Origin of the sequence: Sphingosinicella soli, assembly GCF_014199685.1 — a bacterium.
GTDB classification, from domain to species: Bacteria; Pseudomonadota; Alphaproteobacteria; order Sphingomonadales; family Sphingomonadaceae; genus Sphingosinicella; species Sphingosinicella soli.
The window spans coordinates 60,676-76,117 of sequence record NZ_JACHNZ010000015.1; the positions used below are offsets into that span (position 1 = coordinate 60,676).

Annotated in this window: 15 protein-coding genes; 12 read left to right on the forward strand and 3 right to left on the reverse strand. The window is 60.9% G+C overall.

Annotation, left to right across the window (positions count from 1 at the left end):
* The first annotated feature begins 208 nt into the window (after positions 1-208).
* Together GGQ98_RS08015 and GGQ98_RS08020 are read left to right on the forward strand one after the other, a co-directional pair.
* Positions 209-1,417: an acyl-CoA dehydrogenase family protein gene (locus tag GGQ98_RS08015; RefSeq protein WP_184067707.1), complete on the forward strand. Its 1,209-nt coding sequence runs from the start codon at positions 209-211 to the stop codon at positions 1,415-1,417.
* 68 nt (positions 1,418-1,485) lie between these two features.
* Positions 1,486-1,935 (forward strand): nuclear transport factor 2 family protein, encoded by a 450-nt coding sequence (locus GGQ98_RS08020; protein ID WP_184067709.1) that lies wholly within the window; start codon positions 1,486-1,488, stop codon positions 1,933-1,935.
* Between the two features lie 107 nt (positions 1,936-2,042).
* Here GGQ98_RS08020 and GGQ98_RS08025 read toward each other — a convergent pair whose 3' ends face one another.
* Positions 2,043-2,903, reverse strand: a complete 861-nt coding sequence (locus tag GGQ98_RS08025; RefSeq protein ID WP_207791313.1) for an aldo/keto reductase — start codon at positions 2,901-2,903, stop codon at positions 2,043-2,045.
* A 151-nt stretch (positions 2,904-3,054) separates the two neighbouring features.
* Here GGQ98_RS08025 and GGQ98_RS08030 point away from each other — a divergent pair, with 151 nt between their 5' ends.
* The 10 genes from GGQ98_RS08030 (at position 3,055) to GGQ98_RS08075 (ending at position 12,907) form a co-directional block, all read left to right on the forward strand.
* Positions 3,055-3,969 (forward strand): NAD(P)-dependent oxidoreductase, encoded by a 915-nt coding sequence (locus GGQ98_RS08030; protein ID WP_243451777.1) that lies wholly within the window; start codon positions 3,055-3,057, stop codon positions 3,967-3,969.
* Between the two features lie 367 nt (positions 3,970-4,336).
* A complete protein-coding gene (locus GGQ98_RS08035; protein ID WP_243451768.1) occupies positions 4,337-5,185 on the forward strand; it encodes a cytochrome P450 in 849 nt (282 codons plus the stop codon).
* Positions 5,186-5,334: 149 nt separating this feature from the next.
* Entirely contained in the window at positions 5,335-6,489 is a 1,155-nt protein-coding gene (locus GGQ98_RS08040; protein ID WP_184067715.1) for a phosphotransferase family protein, read from the forward strand.
* A gap of 53 nt (positions 6,490-6,542) precedes the next feature.
* Positions 6,543-7,286, forward strand: a complete 744-nt coding sequence (locus GGQ98_RS08045) for an SDR family NAD(P)-dependent oxidoreductase (RefSeq protein WP_184067718.1) — start codon at positions 6,543-6,545, stop codon at positions 7,284-7,286.
* A 54-nt stretch (positions 7,287-7,340) separates the two neighbouring features.
* Positions 7,341-8,393: a 6-phosphofructokinase gene (locus tag GGQ98_RS08050; protein WP_184067721.1), complete on the forward strand. Its 1,053-nt coding sequence runs from the start codon at positions 7,341-7,343 to the stop codon at positions 8,391-8,393.
* Between the two features lie 44 nt (positions 8,394-8,437).
* The gene (locus GGQ98_RS08055; RefSeq protein WP_184067724.1) at positions 8,438-8,776 is read left to right on the forward strand and encodes a DUF4286 family protein; all 339 of its coding nucleotides are present in this window, start codon (positions 8,438-8,440) and stop codon (positions 8,774-8,776) included.
* Between the two features lie 40 nt (positions 8,777-8,816).
* Positions 8,817-9,932: a phosphotransferase gene (locus GGQ98_RS08060; RefSeq protein WP_184067729.1), complete on the forward strand. Its 1,116-nt coding sequence runs from the start codon at positions 8,817-8,819 to the stop codon at positions 9,930-9,932.
* 22 nt (positions 9,933-9,954) lie between these two features.
* Entirely contained in the window at positions 9,955-10,818 is an 864-nt protein-coding gene (locus tag GGQ98_RS08065) for an SDR family NAD(P)-dependent oxidoreductase (protein ID WP_184067732.1), read from the forward strand.
* 23 nt (positions 10,819-10,841) lie between these two features.
* Positions 10,842-12,065: a cytochrome P450 gene (locus tag GGQ98_RS08070; RefSeq protein ID WP_184067734.1), complete on the forward strand. Its 1,224-nt coding sequence runs from the start codon at positions 10,842-10,844 to the stop codon at positions 12,063-12,065.
* A gap of 71 nt (positions 12,066-12,136) precedes the next feature.
* A complete protein-coding gene (locus GGQ98_RS08075) occupies positions 12,137-12,907 on the forward strand; it encodes an SDR family NAD(P)-dependent oxidoreductase (RefSeq protein WP_184067737.1) in 771 nt (256 codons plus the stop codon).
* Between the two features lie 13 nt (positions 12,908-12,920).
* Here the strand turns inward: GGQ98_RS08075 and GGQ98_RS08080 are convergent, their stop codons facing one another.
* Positions 12,921-14,408, reverse strand: a complete 1,488-nt coding sequence (locus GGQ98_RS08080; protein WP_184067740.1) for an aldehyde dehydrogenase family protein — start codon at positions 14,406-14,408, stop codon at positions 12,921-12,923.
* Positions 14,409-14,420: 12 nt separating this feature from the next.
* The coding region (locus tag GGQ98_RS08085) for a GMC family oxidoreductase (RefSeq protein WP_184067743.1) at positions 14,421-15,442 on the reverse strand (1,022 nt) is incomplete at its 5' end.

The window sequence follows — 15,442 nt, forward strand, 5'->3', positions numbered from 1 at the left end:
CGCAAGTCGTTCAACTGTTCGATTGCTAGGCACGGCGGGTGTCTATGCAGATTGGGCATCAAACTGATCCAATTTCCTTACAGATAGAGGCTTCAGGGAAGAATATTGAGCTCTCCCCTCGATGGTGGGAGCATATATTCTTGGCTCCCTCCCAAAACGCGTATAAGAAATTTGAAGCGATACTAATTTTAGCTAATCGGAGAATTCCATGAATCAGGCAGTCCCGTTGAGCCGGAAAGTTAGCGGCGCGGACGTGGAGGGTCCCGTCGCGCGGGCCCGCCGTCTGGTCCCGCTGATCAAGGCAGAGGCCGAGACCACTGACAAGCTGGGTACGCTGTCTCCCAACGCGGTCCAGGCGTTCAAGGACGCCGAGCTTTTCTGGATGCTGGTCCCGCGCGATTATGGCGGGCTGGGCTGCGATATCGTCGAACTGGTCGAGACGCTCGAAGAGGTCAGCTATGCCGACGGCTCGAGCGGCTGGTCCTTGATGGCAAATTCGCTTGCCACGGGTCAGGCTGCCGTCTTCCTGCAGGAGGATGCCGTCGAGACGATGTTCGGCGATTGCGCCAGGCCGATCGCTGCCGGCATGCCTGGCCCCGGCGGTACCGCCGATATCGTTGACGGCGGCTATGAGGTGCAGGGCAGTTTTCGTTTCGGCAGCGGTTGCGCCCATGCTAATTGGTTGATTTCCGGCATGCTCGTTCGGGAGGGCGGCAAGCAGCGCGAAGTCGCACCGGGCCAGCCCGAAGTCGCGGCCTGCTACACGCGGCGGGAAAACGTCGAATTCGTCGGCAACTGGGAAGTCATGGGCCTTAAGGGCACGGGCAGCTATGATTATCGTGTGCCCGAGCAGTTCGTGCCATTCTCCTTTGCGCTCGAACGGACGGTTAACGTCCCGTTGCGAGGTGGCGATCATTTCAAGGTTGGTGCGATGGGCCTCGGCGCGGCCGGCCACGCAGGCGTGGCGCTGGGTCTCATGAAGCGCGCGCTCGAAGAGATCGCCGTGATCGCCTCGTACAAGAAGCGGCCGGCCTATCCGGGCGTCGTCGGCGACAGCCCGGTATTCAAGTCGGACTTCGTCTCGCTCGAGGCGCAATATATCGCCGCCCGCCTGATGGTGCTGAAGGCCTTTGGCGATGCTCAAGAATATGGCCGAAACAATGTCGCACTCGACGTCGAGCAGAACCAGCGGATGCGCCAGGCAGCGACGTTTGCCCATATCGTCGCATCCGATGTGGTCCGTAAATGCCATATGTGGAGCGGCTCTGAGGGACTACGCGTGCCGAGCGCGATGGGGCGGTGCCTCACCGACATGTATGTCGCTACCAACCACGTCTTCGTAGACCCGCAGACGCTGGTCAATGCGGCCGAGGCGATCGTGCAAAGCTGGGTCCGGCGCGCCGCGGTAAAGGGCTGACGCGAGCGACCGGCCATTCCGCATGCGCATATCCAAGTGCGCACTGGTCGAAATGGGGGGGCAGAAAGTTGGAATTATCCGAGCTGATCGATCGCGAGAAGATCCGGCAGTTAATGCTCGCCTATGCATCCGCAGGCGATCGCGGCAAGCTGGACGGGCTGGCGAATTCCTTCGCCCCCGACGGGGTGCTCGAAACCAACCTGTTCAAGCTGACTGGCCCGCAGGCGATCAAGGAAGGCCTGATGCGCCAGGTCGGCCTCAAGCCGCTGGGCGAGAACGTAAGACCGATCGTCCACCATCACGTTACCCCGCCCGACATCCAGTTGCTGGGCAATGGGCAGGCGCGGTCACGTTCTTATTTCACGGTGATGACCAATGTGGGCCTCGATCATCACGGAAGCTATGTCGACACGCTGGTCTTCCTGGATGGTCAATGGCTGTTCAAGCACCGCATCGCGCGACTGGACTGGCAGTCGCCGGACTCGATATTTCCGTCTGCAGGCGTCGATAATGCCTGAAGCCGCAGTGCGGAGAGCGGCGTCATGCGCTCTTCCCCAACATTATAGGACGATGCGGCAGGTTGGGAATGTCGCGTTGGCCAGCCGGACAGAGCCGGCCGGACTGGTCACATCATCTCGAACGCGTCGGGATGCGGGCCGAAACGCCCGTCCTCGGCATGCAATTTTGCCATCGTCGCCATCGCTTGGTCGTCGAGCGTGAAATCGAAGCTCGCGATATTCTCACGCAAATGACCTGCCGAAGATGCCTTCGGTATGACGACGATATCAAGTTGCGTAAGCCAGCGAAGGATTACCTGGGAAGGCGAGCGATTGATCGCGGCGGCAATTTCCGTAACAGGCGGATTGTCGAGTGCACTTCCGCGCCCGAGCGGGCTCCACGCCTGCGTCACGATACCGTGCCTTTCGTGATAGGCGCGCAGTTCGGGCTGCTGCCAGCGCGGATGAAGCTCGATCTGGTTGATGGCAGGCACGACGCCGGTCTCTCCGATAATCCGATCGAGATGCGCCACGGTGAAGTTGGACACACCGATCGCGCGGGCCCGTCCCTCTTCTTGCAGGCGGATCAGCGCACGCCAACTGTCGAGATAGCGGCCGAGCTTGGGCACCGGCCAATGGATCAGGTAGAGGTCGATATAATCGAGCCCGAGCGCTGCCAGGCTATCGTCGAACGCGCGGAGCGTTTCGTCATAGCCTTGGCGCGCGTTCCACAATTTGGTGGTGATGGCGATGTCGGCCCGCTCCAATCCGCAATCGCGCATGCCGTTTCCTACACCGATTTCGTTAGCATAGACGGGAGCCGTATCGAAGGCCCGATAACCGGCCGACACGGCAGCCAGCATCGCGGCCGGCACGGCGTCGTCGGCAATTTTCATGACGCCCATGCCCAGGAGGGGAAATGGGATCCCATCGGCAAATGTCGTCATCATTGTCATGCGTCGCTCCCTCAGACCGATCTGCGTGTTCAAAACCGACTATCGTGTAAGAATGTGAAGCGCTATCATTTCTTGAGTTGAAGGAAAGGTTCTGGTGATGCAGTCATATTGGGCAACGTGAGGACATCGCAATTTGCGCGCAGCGTGCTGATGAAGCGAACTATTATATGATCGGCAGACGATGATGCACAGGAGCGGGGTAATAGGGCTGGGGCAAATCGGCGCCGGCGTGTCCACCTGCCTGGCGCGTGCGGGCCTTCTTGAAGCGGTATATGACGTGCGCCCCGATGCTGCCGGCCGGCTGGAAGGTGTGCCGCCCGTGCTGGGTTCCCCAGCCAAGCTGGCTTCATGCTGCGACGTCATTCTCCTGGCGGTGATATCGGCGCAGCAAGTCCTGGATGTGCTGACGGGCCCGTCGGGCATTGTGTCGGCCGCCCGCCCGGGTCTGAACATCGTCCTGCTCAGCACCGTCTCACTCAGCGATCTGGAAGTGGTCCGGCAGACGACCGACGCGGCTTCCATTGGGCTGATCGATTGTGGGGTAACGGGCGGGCCAAGCGCTGCCGCGAATAATGGGCTGATATGCTTTGTCGGGGCGGAAGCTGACCGGCTGACGGAGGTGTTGCCGGTTCTCGATGGCTTCGCGCAGCAGGTGGTGCACATGGGCGGACCCGGCTCCGGCATGGCGGCGAAGATCGCGCGCAACGTGATCGTCTACAACGCATGGCGCGCCGGTTACGAAGGCGCGCAGCTCGCCGCGGCCGCGGGGATCAATGTCGTCAAGTTCGCGCAGGCGATCGAAGCCAGCTCGGTCGGTGGGCCGACAATTTGGCTGACCCGGCCCGATCCCGCGACCGATGGGGATGAACTCAGACTGCGCGAAGCGACGCTGGGACTGGTGCAAAAGGATCTCGCGGCCGCGCTGGAGCTCGGCGGCGCGCTCGGCATCGACCTGCCGATGGCCACGCTGTCCAGGCAAAGCGCGCGCGCCATCATGGGCATCGACATGTTCGAACCCTCCGGGGATGGCATAGCCTACGCGGGCAAATCGGGATCTGCCAATCCGGCGATATCGGCGACACCAATAAAGAGGACCTGATCGATGGCGACGCGAGCGAGCTGGATTCCCGGGCATGTTCCGCCCGAGATGGTGCGCGACTGCCGCCTGTTTGATCGCGTCACGGTCTACGAGAATCCCTATGAGGGCATTATTCCGGAGATCCATGAGGGTCCGCCAATATTCTACACGAGCAACGTCTTTCCCGGCCCGACGCCGGGCTGGGTCGTGCGCCGCGCGGCGGACATTCGGACGATCTACACGGACACCGAAAATTTCCACAAGCGCGGCAACACCCAATATGCCAATATGATCGGCGAAGACTGGGACATCATCCCGACCGAGCTCGATCCGCCACGGCACACCGTTTTCCGCTCCGCACTGAACCCGGTCTTCTCGCCGCGCAAATATGGCTGCACTCGATCAACGAATCCGCCAGCGCGCGCGCTTGTATATCGACAAGTTCAAGGATCGCGATGGCTGCGAGTTCGTCGCCGAATTCGCGATACCCTTCCCAGTTACGATCTTCCTCGATCTACTAGATTTTCCGCAGGAGGAGGTGGGTCAGTTCCTGACCTGGGAAGGCCAGTTGCTGCACGGTGACGACCGGGATGCGCGCACCTCCGCCATAAGGGCGGTGAAGGCCTATTTGCTCGATGCCATCTCAAGGCGCCGCAAGCAGCCGGGCGACGATCTGATCAGCAAAGCGATGACTCTCGAGGTGGAGGGCCGAAAATGGACCGATACGGAGATTTTGGGCCATTGCTTCAACTTGTATATCGGCGGGCACTATACAATCACGTCGAACATGGGGCTGCACTTCCGACACCTCGCGACGACGCCCTCGGACCAGGCGATACTGCGCGCAAATCCGAAGGCTATTGTGGTCGGGATCGAGGAGTTGCTGCGCGCCTATCCGGCGGTCTCCACGACGCGCCTGTGCACCAAGCCCTATACGATCGGCGGCGCTACCTTCATGCCGGGCGACTATATCGGGCTGTCCACCGTGCTTGCGGGCCGGGATCCCGAGGATTTCGATGCGCCAAACGAGGTACGGCTAGATCGTAAGCCGACCCACCTGACGCTGGGCTTCGGCCCGCATCGTTGCCTGGGTCAGCACCTCGCGCGTCGCGAATTGCAGATTGCGACGGAGGAATGTCTGGCGGCCATTCCCGAATTCCGCATCAAGGACGGATTCCGCGTTCCGTTTTTCGTCGGGAACATCATTCATGTCGAGAAATTGCCGCTGGTTTGGTGATTCGATTTTAACTGCGCTTTATAATTGTCAACCTTCTATTATATGCATCTGTTTTAACATAATTTTTTCTGTCATTGTGCTGCTGTTAAGAATGCTTCATGAATCGCTTCAAATAATATAAGCAAAGCTAATATCCATAGGGAAGGCGGATGACGGAAGCTGCCGGCAACATCAAATTACGGGTCGAGGGCGGTGCAACCAGTCCGAAGCGCCGAGACCTTGGAAGTGTATCCTCTACGCTTTCAGAGTGGCTCAACGACCATCACATTTTCGACGCGCCGGTGACCGTTGAGGCATGCACGCTGCCCGTGGGTACGGGTGTCGCCAACGAGACGTTGTTCGCCCGGCTCGGCTGGGAGGACGGTCGGTCGCCAAGCAGCTTCGAAGTGGTCGTACGGATCGAGACGGGGGATGCGCTGTTTCCAGTGGCGACCGTCGACCGCTCGGCGAGGATCATCAGCGCGTTGGACGGCATAGCCGGCGTACCTGTACCGAAGATATTGGCGCACGAGCAGAGCGCCGAGGTCTTCGGCGCCCCGTTCTTCATCATGTCCCGCATCGCCGGGAGGGTGCCGACCGATAATCCGCCGTTCCATGCGGAGGGTTGGGTCGCGGAACTCGACGAAGGGCAGCGCCGCCGGATGTGGGAAGACGCGGTGGACGTCATGGCGCGTATCCATGCCATCGGTCTCGATCGCGTGGCATTTCTCGACGATCCTGTACTGGGAAGATCGGGGCTGGAGCAGGATTTGCACTATTGGCTCGCGTACCACGCCACCACCGCGGTTCCGTCCAGTCCGGTCATCAAGGCAGCGGAAGCCTGGTTGCGCGAAAATTTTCCCGAAAGGCCGCCGACCGAACTGGCCTGGGGCGATTGCCGCGTGGCAAACATGATCTTCGACGACCGCGGCAATGTCACCGCGGTGCTCGACTGGGACATGGTATCGTTGGCCGGTGGTGAGTCCGACTTGGCCTGGTGGGCGGTCATGGATATCACCAATACGATATCGGCCGGGATCGAGCGGTTGCCCGGATTCGGCACGCCGCACGAAACGATCGCCCGCTGGGAACAGTCACGCGGCCGGCCGGCTCACGCGATGGAGTATCAACTCGTCTTTGCCGCCTATCGTATGGCGGTTATCATGGTGCGACTCAGCAAGTTACTGCGGCAAGGCGGTACGCTGCCCGATGCGAATGCGCAGCATATGGCGACCGCAAACCCCGGCATCCAATATCTGGCGACGATGCTCCACCTCTCGGACGAGTTCGAGGTCGCGACTCCATGGCCTGGGCTCGATGCGTGAATTCAAGGCTGCGCTGGCAATGACGAAAAATGAGGTTGAACATGGTTTCTCCAATGAATGACAAGGTGGTTTTGATCGTCGGCGGCGCGCGCGGTCTCGGCGAGGCGACAGCGCGGAAGTTCGCGAAAAACGGCGCGAAGCTGATGCTCGTGGACATTCTGGGCCAAGAGCTCGATGCGCTGGCTACTGATCTTCGCGCAGGCGGCGCCGATTGTCGATCGATCACGTCCGATATCGGAATCCGTGAAAATTGCTTCGCCATCGTTGATGAGACAGTCAAGCTGTTCGGCCGGCTCGACATCTTGTGCAATGTCGCGGCGATCGTGCGCTTTGGCCACACCATCGAGGTCAGTGCGGACGAGTGGCAGAAGGTGGTGGCCGTCAACCTGAGCGGCCCATTCCATCTGTGCCAGGCGGCGATCCCCCATCTGCTCAGCGCGCACGGCAATATCGTCAACGTGGTGTCGCAGGCCGCGATGAAGGGGCTGGCGTATATCGCTCCCTATTCGGCGAGCAAGGGCGGGCTGCTTCAGCTGACCCGCTCGATGGCCGCCGAATATCTCAAGCATCCAATCCGCGTCAACGCCGTCGCGCCCGGTACGATGAGCACCAATATCGCTGACGGGCTCCAGTGGCCCGAAGGTGTCGACGGCGACCTTCTGCAACGGCATCTCGGCGTCCGCGGGCCGGATACGACTGCGGCTGTCGCGAATGCCATATACTTCCTGGCGTCTGACGAGGCGGAGTCGATTCATGGCGTCTGCCTACCCGTCGACGGCGGTCTCGGCGCGACATGATGCTATTTAGGTTCCCATTCGCGATAATATCGAATTCCAGGAGCGCTTAGCCCGATGTCAGATGCCATAGATTTTTCTTCTGGCCTCCCGCTCGACGCCGAATCGATTGTCCAGGAGGCGCCTAGCCAGGCCGGTTGGGCGGAGAATCTGCTGTTCGCGGTCTATGACGCCAAATGCGACATCGGCTTATGGCTGCATCTAGGCACGGTGCCGGCCGAATGGACGATGTGGGAGGATCGCCTGCTTGCGATGCTTCCGGGCGATCAGGGTCTGCTCTCCCTATGCTGCTATCACAAGACCGCGCCCGAGCGCCGGCCAGCCGGCGCAGTGTTGGCGTTTGAATGCCTCGAGCCGTTCCGGCGCTGGCGGACCACCTTCGACGGCTTCGCCCTGCTGTCGTCGAACAGCGATATGGTCGATGGATTGGCGCGCGACGGCAACCGGAAGCGCTTCCGCGCCAACCTGGAGATCGTTTGCGAGACGCCGGTCTGGGATGCGCACGCTGCAGCGCTCGCCGAAACGGGCAAGGGGGAGATGGCGACCCAATCCTGGGCGCATGAACATTATGAGCAGCTGGTGACCGTCAAGGGTACGGTCCAATATGATAATGGCGAAGTGGTTGCTTATGACGGCGTCGGCTGGCGCGACCATTCGCGTGGGCGCCGCGATGCCTGGGAGAAGGGATGGGGCGGCCATGTGATCATGGGTGCGCTCTTCCCGGGCGGGCGGGGCTGGGGACTGTCGCGCTATTGGGCGCCGGATGGTGCCATCACACTTGAGGGCGGTTATGTCATCGATAGCGACGGCATATTGCGGCACGTCGAGGTAGATACTGCGCCGCGCGTGACCGAATTCTTGTTTTCTGGCGAGCGGATTCCGGCGGCGTTGCGGTGGGCCGGCGTGCGCACCGAGTTCGATGTGGTGTCACACCGCTCGATGTGGGCGTCGATGAGCCATTCGCTGGCGGTCGGCGTCGATCATAGCATCAACGACATCAGCTATGTCCTCAACTTCTGCAAGACGACCTGGGACGGTGAAGAGGGTTGGGCCTATGTCGAGCGGTCCGACACGGTCAGCGCGCCGACACCTGAACCCTTTTCAGCCTGACGATCTAGCGCGGGTCGTATGATCATCGCTCGAAGGAGAAGAAGATGCCGACTTTCAAACTCGTGGTGTTGTCGAATGCGGTCGAAGGCCAGGATGACGTTTTTAACGACTGGTACGACAACACTCACCTGCAGGACGTTCTGGCCTGCCCGGGCTTCGTGTCGGCCCAGCGCTTCAAACTTGAGGAGGGCGCGACGCCCGGCAGCCATCGCTATCTCGCCATCTACGACGTTGATGCGCCGGACATGGAGAGCGCTATGAAGACCCTGGCGGAACGCGCCGGGACGTCAAGCATGGGCCTGTCCGACACCATGGCACCCGATGTGATGGCGCTGGGCTATCGCCCGACGACTCCGCTCGTTCTGCCGGCGGCACAGAGCTGACGGGTCCGGTGAAGCCGCCCAGGTGATGGAAGATGTGGATATGAGCGAATTGTCGGTGCCTGGCAGCGCGGAAGAACTGACCGTTGAGACGCTCGACGGCCTGATCGCTCGCGATCATCCCGGCACGCGCGTGGCTCGTTTCGAGCTGTCGAACATCAAACGCTATGGACAGGAGATGGTATCGAGCGCGGGTCGGGCCAATGTCCGGCTCGAGTTCGCGTACAATCCGGAGAACTTGCCCAAAGAAGTACTGATGAAGCTGGCGCGAGAGGATCTGCTACCCGCGCCGCTCTATGAAAATGAAGTGGCCTTCTATAGGATCTTGCGTCCCGAATTGCACTTGGCGACCCCGCGATCGCTCGGCGGTGCTTATGATTCCGCGACGGGCAATTTCGCCTTGCTGCTCGAAGATCTCGGGCCGCGCGATCCCCATTTTCCCAATGTGCTGGACCATATCTCGGTCGATCGGGTCGAGGGACTGCTCGATCTCTTTGCCGAGCTCCATGCGGGCTATTGGGATACGCCACGCTGGTCCGGTGATCTTGCCGTCATACAATCGCATGTCGACGGACACATCTTTGAGTTTTTCGAGAAGATCGCTCCAGGATTCGTCGCGATCGAAGTGGAGAATGACAGCTTCAAGAAAGAAATGGTCGCGGCACTCGGCACCGATGTTCCGGAGATGTGGGCGGGACTGCGGAGGGTCCAACGCTACCAGTCCACGGGGCCGCTGACGATGCTCCATGGCGACGCACATCTCGGCAACACCTATGCGCTGGGGGATGGATCGGTCGGTCTCCTCGACTGGCAGCTGGCGGTTCGCGGCAACTGGGCGCATGACGTCCATTATCTGATCAACACGGCGTTGCCGGTTGATGTGCGCCGTGAGCATGAGGTCAGGCTGCTGAAGCGCTATCTTGCCAAACTTTCTGCCTTCGGTGTCGCATCGCCGCCCTCTTGGGACACCGCTTGGTATGATTATCGCCTAGCGCTGATCTGGGGTTTCTTCATCGGCTGGCTGATCACGCCGAGGATAAATTACGGGCCGGGCATCAATCAGGAAAATGTGCTTCGCATGAAGTCCGCCATGGCCGACCACGACACGATGTCGCTGGTACGGGAACTGGTGGGGGCACCGGAACGGGTAGCGTCCTGATGGCGCGTGGGAGACGAATGAGATGAACGCTAAGACGCAGCGCGACCCGCTGGTCGTGGTGGTTACCGGGGCAAGCCGAGGACTGGGCCGCGGGATCGCACGCGCCTTCGGCTCAAAGTGTGCAACGGTATTCCTGACGGGCCGTTCGATCGAAGGCGGTCTTCAGGAGGCTGCAGCCGAAGTGACCGCCAATGGCGGTAAAGGCATCGCGGTTGCATGCGATCATGGCGACGATGCCAGCGTCGCTAAGCTGTTCGATACGGTGCGGACGACGTCAAGCCGCATCGACATCCTCGTCAACAATGCGGCGGCGGTCTACGCGGACGACCTGACCGCGCCGGGTGGTTTCTGGGAAAAGCCACTGCGGCTCGTTGACATGATCGACGTCGGCCTCCGCTCCAACTATGTTGCCAGCTATCATGCGGTGCCCCTGATGTTAGCCGCGGGCAAGGGGCTGATCGCCAGCATCTCCTTTTACGGTGCGGTGTCCTATTTCCACGGCCCCGCTTATGGCGCGGCTAAGGCGGGCACCGATAAGATGATGGCCGATATGGCGATCGATCTGGGTCCGCATGGCGTGCACGCTGTCTCGCTGTGGCCCGGCTTCATCCGTACCGAGATGATCGCCGCTATCGCAGAGGAGGACATCCCGCCGGATATGGTGGGATTCTGGCCGTTGTTCGAGACGCCCGAATTCACCGGGATGGTGATCGACGCACTGTATAGCGATCCGAAGCTATCCGACTATTCAGGTCAAACACTGATTGGCGCGGAACTGGGTCAACGCTACGGGATTGTGGATCTCGACGGTAAAACGCCGATCGCATTTCGCGACACGATGGGGTCGCCCGCCCCGGCGTTCGTTCCCGCGGCGTCAGCCGCATGATTGATGGTGGTGGAGATTTGACCATGGAAGCTCACGCACTGGTCGGCGCCTCGGCGGTTCCCGCCCATGTTCCCTCCGAACTATTTTGGGATCACGACATCGACGTCTTCGCCGCGCAGGGCGATGACCCTTTCCTGGTGGCGGGGCGCCTGCACGATGGCCCGGATATCATGTGGGCGCGAGGCGCCTTTGTCGGTCAGCCGGCCTGGCTGCTGACACGATTCGACCATATCAACGAAGTCTTCATGGATGCGCGCCGCTTTTCGAGCGCGGAGTTCAGCACGGTCGCGGGCTTGCTCGCCGTTGACTGGCGTTTGAATCCGCTCGAGATCGATCCGCCCCACCATTTCGCCTATCGGCAGGTTCTCCAGCCCTGGTTCACGCCAAAGGCAATCAACAAGCTCGAAGACATGGTGCGTTCGATCGCGCGCGAACTGATCGCGGAATTCGAGAATTCGGGCCGTTGTGAATTCGTTGAGCAGTTCGCCAGCCTCTTTCCTTCCTATGTCTTCCTCGAGCTGATGGGGATGCCACGCAGTCGTTTGCCCGAGTTCTTGCAGTGGGAGCATAAGTTCACGCGGGGCGATACCGTCGAGGTCAAGATCGCGGCTGCCCGCAACATAATGCATTACCTAGAAGGCTATGCCGAGGAACGCCGCGCCGCGCCTGGAGACGATCTGGTCAGCGCGATCGTCACCGCCAAGATCGGCGATCGCCTGCTGACGCATGGCGAGGTGATGGGCATGTGTATGGTGCTCTATCTCGGCGGCCTCGATACGGTGATGAGCAGCCTGGGATGGTATTTTCGACATCTCGCCAGCGATCAAGAACTCCAGCGCAGACTGCGCGAGGATCCTTCGCTCATTCCGGCGGCGGTCGATGAGTTGCTGCGCGCGTTTGGCGTCACCGGAACGATGCGGGTCGTTACCGAGGATCTAGATTTTCACGGCGTCGCGATGAAGAAGGGCGATTGGGTCACCATCCCGACCTATCTAGCCGGACGTGACCCAAAGAAATATCCGGACCCCCACGTTATCGATATCGGCCGCAAGACCCGGAATCTGACGCTCGCCACGGGCGTGCACAATTGCCTCGGCATTCATCTGGCCAAGCGCGAGATCAAGGTGGTTCTGGAGGAGTGGTTGCCGCGCTTCCTCAACATCCGCGTGCCCGATGGCGAGAAGGTCGAATGGCATACCGGGGCAGTATGGGGTGTCGATCGCCTGCCGCTGACCTGGGATAAATAGGCGGCTGCAGTCAGCGCGACTTGAGGAGTGGATATTTGACGGTTACTCTAACGAATGGCGCGTCGAGCAGGATGGCCGGCAAGGTTGCGCTCGTCACAGGCGGCGGGCGCGGCATGGGACGACGCGTTGCGGAGCAGCTCGCCGATCGCGGCGTCAATGTGTCCATCCTCACCCGGACGCAGTCGAGTGGCGAGGACGCTGCGGCCGCCGTTCGGTCGCGGGGGGGTCTTGCGCAATTGCATGTGGTCGATGTCTGCGACAAAGCTGCGGTCGATGCCGCAGTGGCCGATACGATCGCGACGTTCGGGCGCCTCGACATCGTTGTCCACAGTGCCGCCAATGTTTCCTATAATCCCATCGACGCGATTACCGGCGAGGAATTCGATTCCTGCATTCGCAGCATCCTCTATGCGGGCTACTGGCTCATACAGGCCAGCATTCCAGCGCTCGAAGCGAGCGGAGCAGGCAGGATCGTCTTCATCCTCTCAACCAATGGACCACGCGTGGTTGTTCCCGGTATGGCACATTATGCTGCGGCTAAGGCTGGATTGAACGCGTTCATGCGTAGCGCCGCATTAGAGCTGGGTCCGCGCGGCATTACCGTCAACGCAATAGAACCGGGCCTGACCGCATCCGACCGAATGGTGGAACATCTAGATCCGGCAGTCGCGGATCGTATCGCACGGACCTTTCCGATCCCGCGTGTCGGCACGCCTGACGATATCGCCAATGCGGTGATGTTTCTTGTGTCGCCAGCTTCGTCCTACATCACCGGGGAGTCGATCGCGGTCGACGGGGGTACCGCGCTGGCGTCGCCGATCCAGCTCGGCAACGCGCTTTGAGCCGGTCGGACCGCTATCGGCCGACCGGATAGAAGATTGATTTTTCCTGCTGGAACTCGCGGAGCCAGTCCGGGCCATATTCACGGCCGATGCCGGAGCGCTTATAGCCCCCGATAGGAGCATAGCTCATCTTGCCGGTGCCGCCGTTGATCATCACGCTACCAGCTCGGATCTGAAGCGCCATCTCATAGGCTTTGGCCGCATCGGCCGACATGACGCCACCGTTGAGCCCGAAGCGTGAATCGTTGGCGATCTGGATGGCCTCGTCGTCGGTATCGAATCCGATGACGACGCCCACAGGCCCGAAAATTTCTTCCTGCGCGATCGTCATGCTGTTTTCGACCTGATCGAACAGCGTGATGTCTGCGAAAAACCCCTTGTCCAGATGCGCCGGACGTCCCCCGCCATGCACAAGGCGAGCGCCCTGATCATGCCCAATCTGTACGAACTCCTCGACCTTGCGCCGCTGCGATTCCCGGATCAATGGGCCCATTAGGACAGTGGGATCGATCGGATTGCCGATCTTCCACCGCGCGGCCGTTCCCTTCGCGATCTCTACGAACCTCTCGCGAACGCTATTATGTACCAGGATGCGGGTGAGCAATGCGCAGCCCTGTCCGCAATTCACGGACAACATACCGATCGAGCCGGCCGCTGTCCGCTCGATTTCAGCATCGGCGCGAACGATCATGGCGGATTTTCCGCCCAACTCGAGATGCACGCGCTTCAACGTGGGTGCGGCCTGAGCCATGATCAGCGCTCCCACAGTCTCGGACCCGGTGAAGCTGACCAGATCTACTGCCGGATCGGTTGTCAAGAGATTGCCCACTTCTGGCCCCCCGGTGATGATGTTGAGCACGCCCGGCGGAAGTCCGGCTTCCTCCGCGACTTCGCCGAACAGCAAGGCTGAAAAAGGGGTGAAGGGAGATGGCTTCAGGATGAGGGTATTGCCTGCAAGCAGTACCGGCGTGATTTTGGCGAGATTTAGCAAGATGGGGAAATTATAGCCGGTGATCCCGGACACGACACCAATGGGCTCGCGCACGACGGTCGTCCCGCCAAGAAGCTTCAGACCATCGGGATCGGCGGGATTGGACACGGCCTCGATCGGTAACCTGATGCTGTCGTCGTTACGCGAATGATCAATCGCGCTCAGCAGATGGTTCAGCGGGGCATCGATCTGAGTCGAAAGAGTGATGTGGCGCGAGCAGCCGACTTCCGCGGTGATCAGCGCGATCATCCGCTCTCGCCGCGCGACGAGGGACGCATGGACGCGGCGCAGGACCGCGGCGCGTTCGGCCATGGACATTCGCGGCCATATTCCGTGATCGAAGGCTCTGCGTGCCGCCGCGATCGCGCCGGCGGTGGCGGCGGCGTCACCTACCGGCGCTACGCCGATGACCTCTTCGGTGGCCGGATTTAGGACGTCCTGAAACTCGGCGACCTTTTCCCATTTGCCGTCGATATAAAGCTGGCGGATGTCGGTGAAGGGGATGGTCATCTGATATTCCGTTCAGCGCTTGGCGAGGATGAAATCGGCTGCACGCAGGCCGATCGCCATCGCCGGTGCGTTGGTGTTGCCCGATACGATTGTCGGCATGATCGAGGTATCGACGACGCGAAGCCCACCCACGCCGCGTACACGAAGTTGTGGATCGAGCACGGCTGCAGCGTCGGATCCCATGCGAGCCGTGCCGCAGATGTGGAACGAGGTTCCTCCGAGCGCGACGGCATTCGCCAGTATGTCTTCGTCGGTTTCGATCGAAGCGCCGGGTTTGGTTTCCTCGATAATCCAACGCGACAAGGCGGGCTGCCGCGGGAAGGCACGAAGCCATCGAAACAGGGATAGTGCCGACGCGCGATCGGCTTCGGTCGCGAAGTGATTGGCCTCGATATGGGGTTTGATGTCCGGATCAGCCGACTGGATGGTCAATGTGCCCTGGCTGTCCGGCCGGGTCGTGTAACCCAGCACGGTAATGCCCGGAAACTTGTCTAGCGCCACGCCGCTGGGCGTCGCTGTAACCGAATAGAGACCGATTCCGATCTGAGCATCGCTATGTTTTAGCCCGGGGCGCGTCTTGACGAAGCCGCCGATCTCGTGCGCGGCGTGGGTCATCGGCCCTTTCGAGCCCGCCACGTAGCTGAACATGGACCATAGCAGGCCGAGCCCGGCGAAACGCTGGTTGAGACTGTTGCCGGTGACGCGATATTGCAGCGCTAGATAGCGGTGCTCGCGCAGATTGCGGCCGACATCGCGTGAATCGACTACGACGGGGATACTAAAAGCACGGAGCAGTTCGCCCGGACCGATTCCTGAGAGCTGAAGGAGCTTTGGCGACTGGATCGCGCCGGCGGCCAATATGACCTCGCCGTCCGCCTTTACCGTCCGAGTGCCCATCTTGCCGCGCAGCAGAACGCCGGTCGCACGGCGGTCGACGATGTCTGTCAATCGGCGTCCAAAAGGGACCCCCGATCGGCGTGCAAAAGGGACCCCACCGCGGCGTGGCGATCGGTTGATGTTGAGCGCGAGTTTCG

Excerpts from the sequence above, each read along its gene's own strand:
- GGQ98_RS08070 (WP_184067734.1), top strand. The coding sequence starts at position 10,842 with ATGGAAGCTCACGCACTGGTCGGCGCCTCGGCGGTTCCCGCCCATGTT.
- GGQ98_RS08075 (WP_184067737.1), top strand. The coding sequence starts at position 12,137 with ATGGCCGGCAAGGTTGCGCTCGTCACAGGCGGCGGGCGCGGCATGGGA.
- GGQ98_RS08030 (WP_243451777.1), top strand. The coding sequence starts at position 3,055 with ATGCACAGGAGCGGGGTAATAGGGCTGGGGCAAATCGGCGCCGGCGTG.
- GGQ98_RS08045 (WP_184067718.1), top strand. The coding sequence starts at position 6,543 with ATGAATGACAAGGTGGTTTTGATCGTCGGCGGCGCGCGCGGTCTCGGC.
- GGQ98_RS08040 (WP_184067715.1), top strand. The coding sequence starts at position 5,335 with ATGACGGAAGCTGCCGGCAACATCAAATTACGGGTCGAGGGCGGTGCA.
- GGQ98_RS08080 (WP_184067740.1), bottom strand. The coding sequence starts at position 14,408 with ATGACCATCCCCTTCACCGACATCCGCCAGCTTTATATCGACGGCAAA.
- GGQ98_RS08015 (WP_184067707.1), top strand. The coding sequence starts at position 209 with ATGAATCAGGCAGTCCCGTTGAGCCGGAAAGTTAGCGGCGCGGACGTG.
- GGQ98_RS08050 (WP_184067721.1), top strand. The coding sequence starts at position 7,341 with ATGTCAGATGCCATAGATTTTTCTTCTGGCCTCCCGCTCGACGCCGAA.
- GGQ98_RS08065 (WP_184067732.1), top strand. The coding sequence starts at position 9,955 with ATGAACGCTAAGACGCAGCGCGACCCGCTGGTCGTGGTGGTTACCGGG.
- GGQ98_RS08055 (WP_184067724.1), top strand. The coding sequence starts at position 8,438 with ATGCCGACTTTCAAACTCGTGGTGTTGTCGAATGCGGTCGAAGGCCAG.
- GGQ98_RS08035 (WP_243451768.1), top strand. The coding sequence starts at position 4,337 with ATGGCTGCACTCGATCAACGAATCCGCCAGCGCGCGCGCTTGTATATC.
- GGQ98_RS08060 (WP_184067729.1), top strand. The coding sequence starts at position 8,817 with ATGAGCGAATTGTCGGTGCCTGGCAGCGCGGAAGAACTGACCGTTGAG.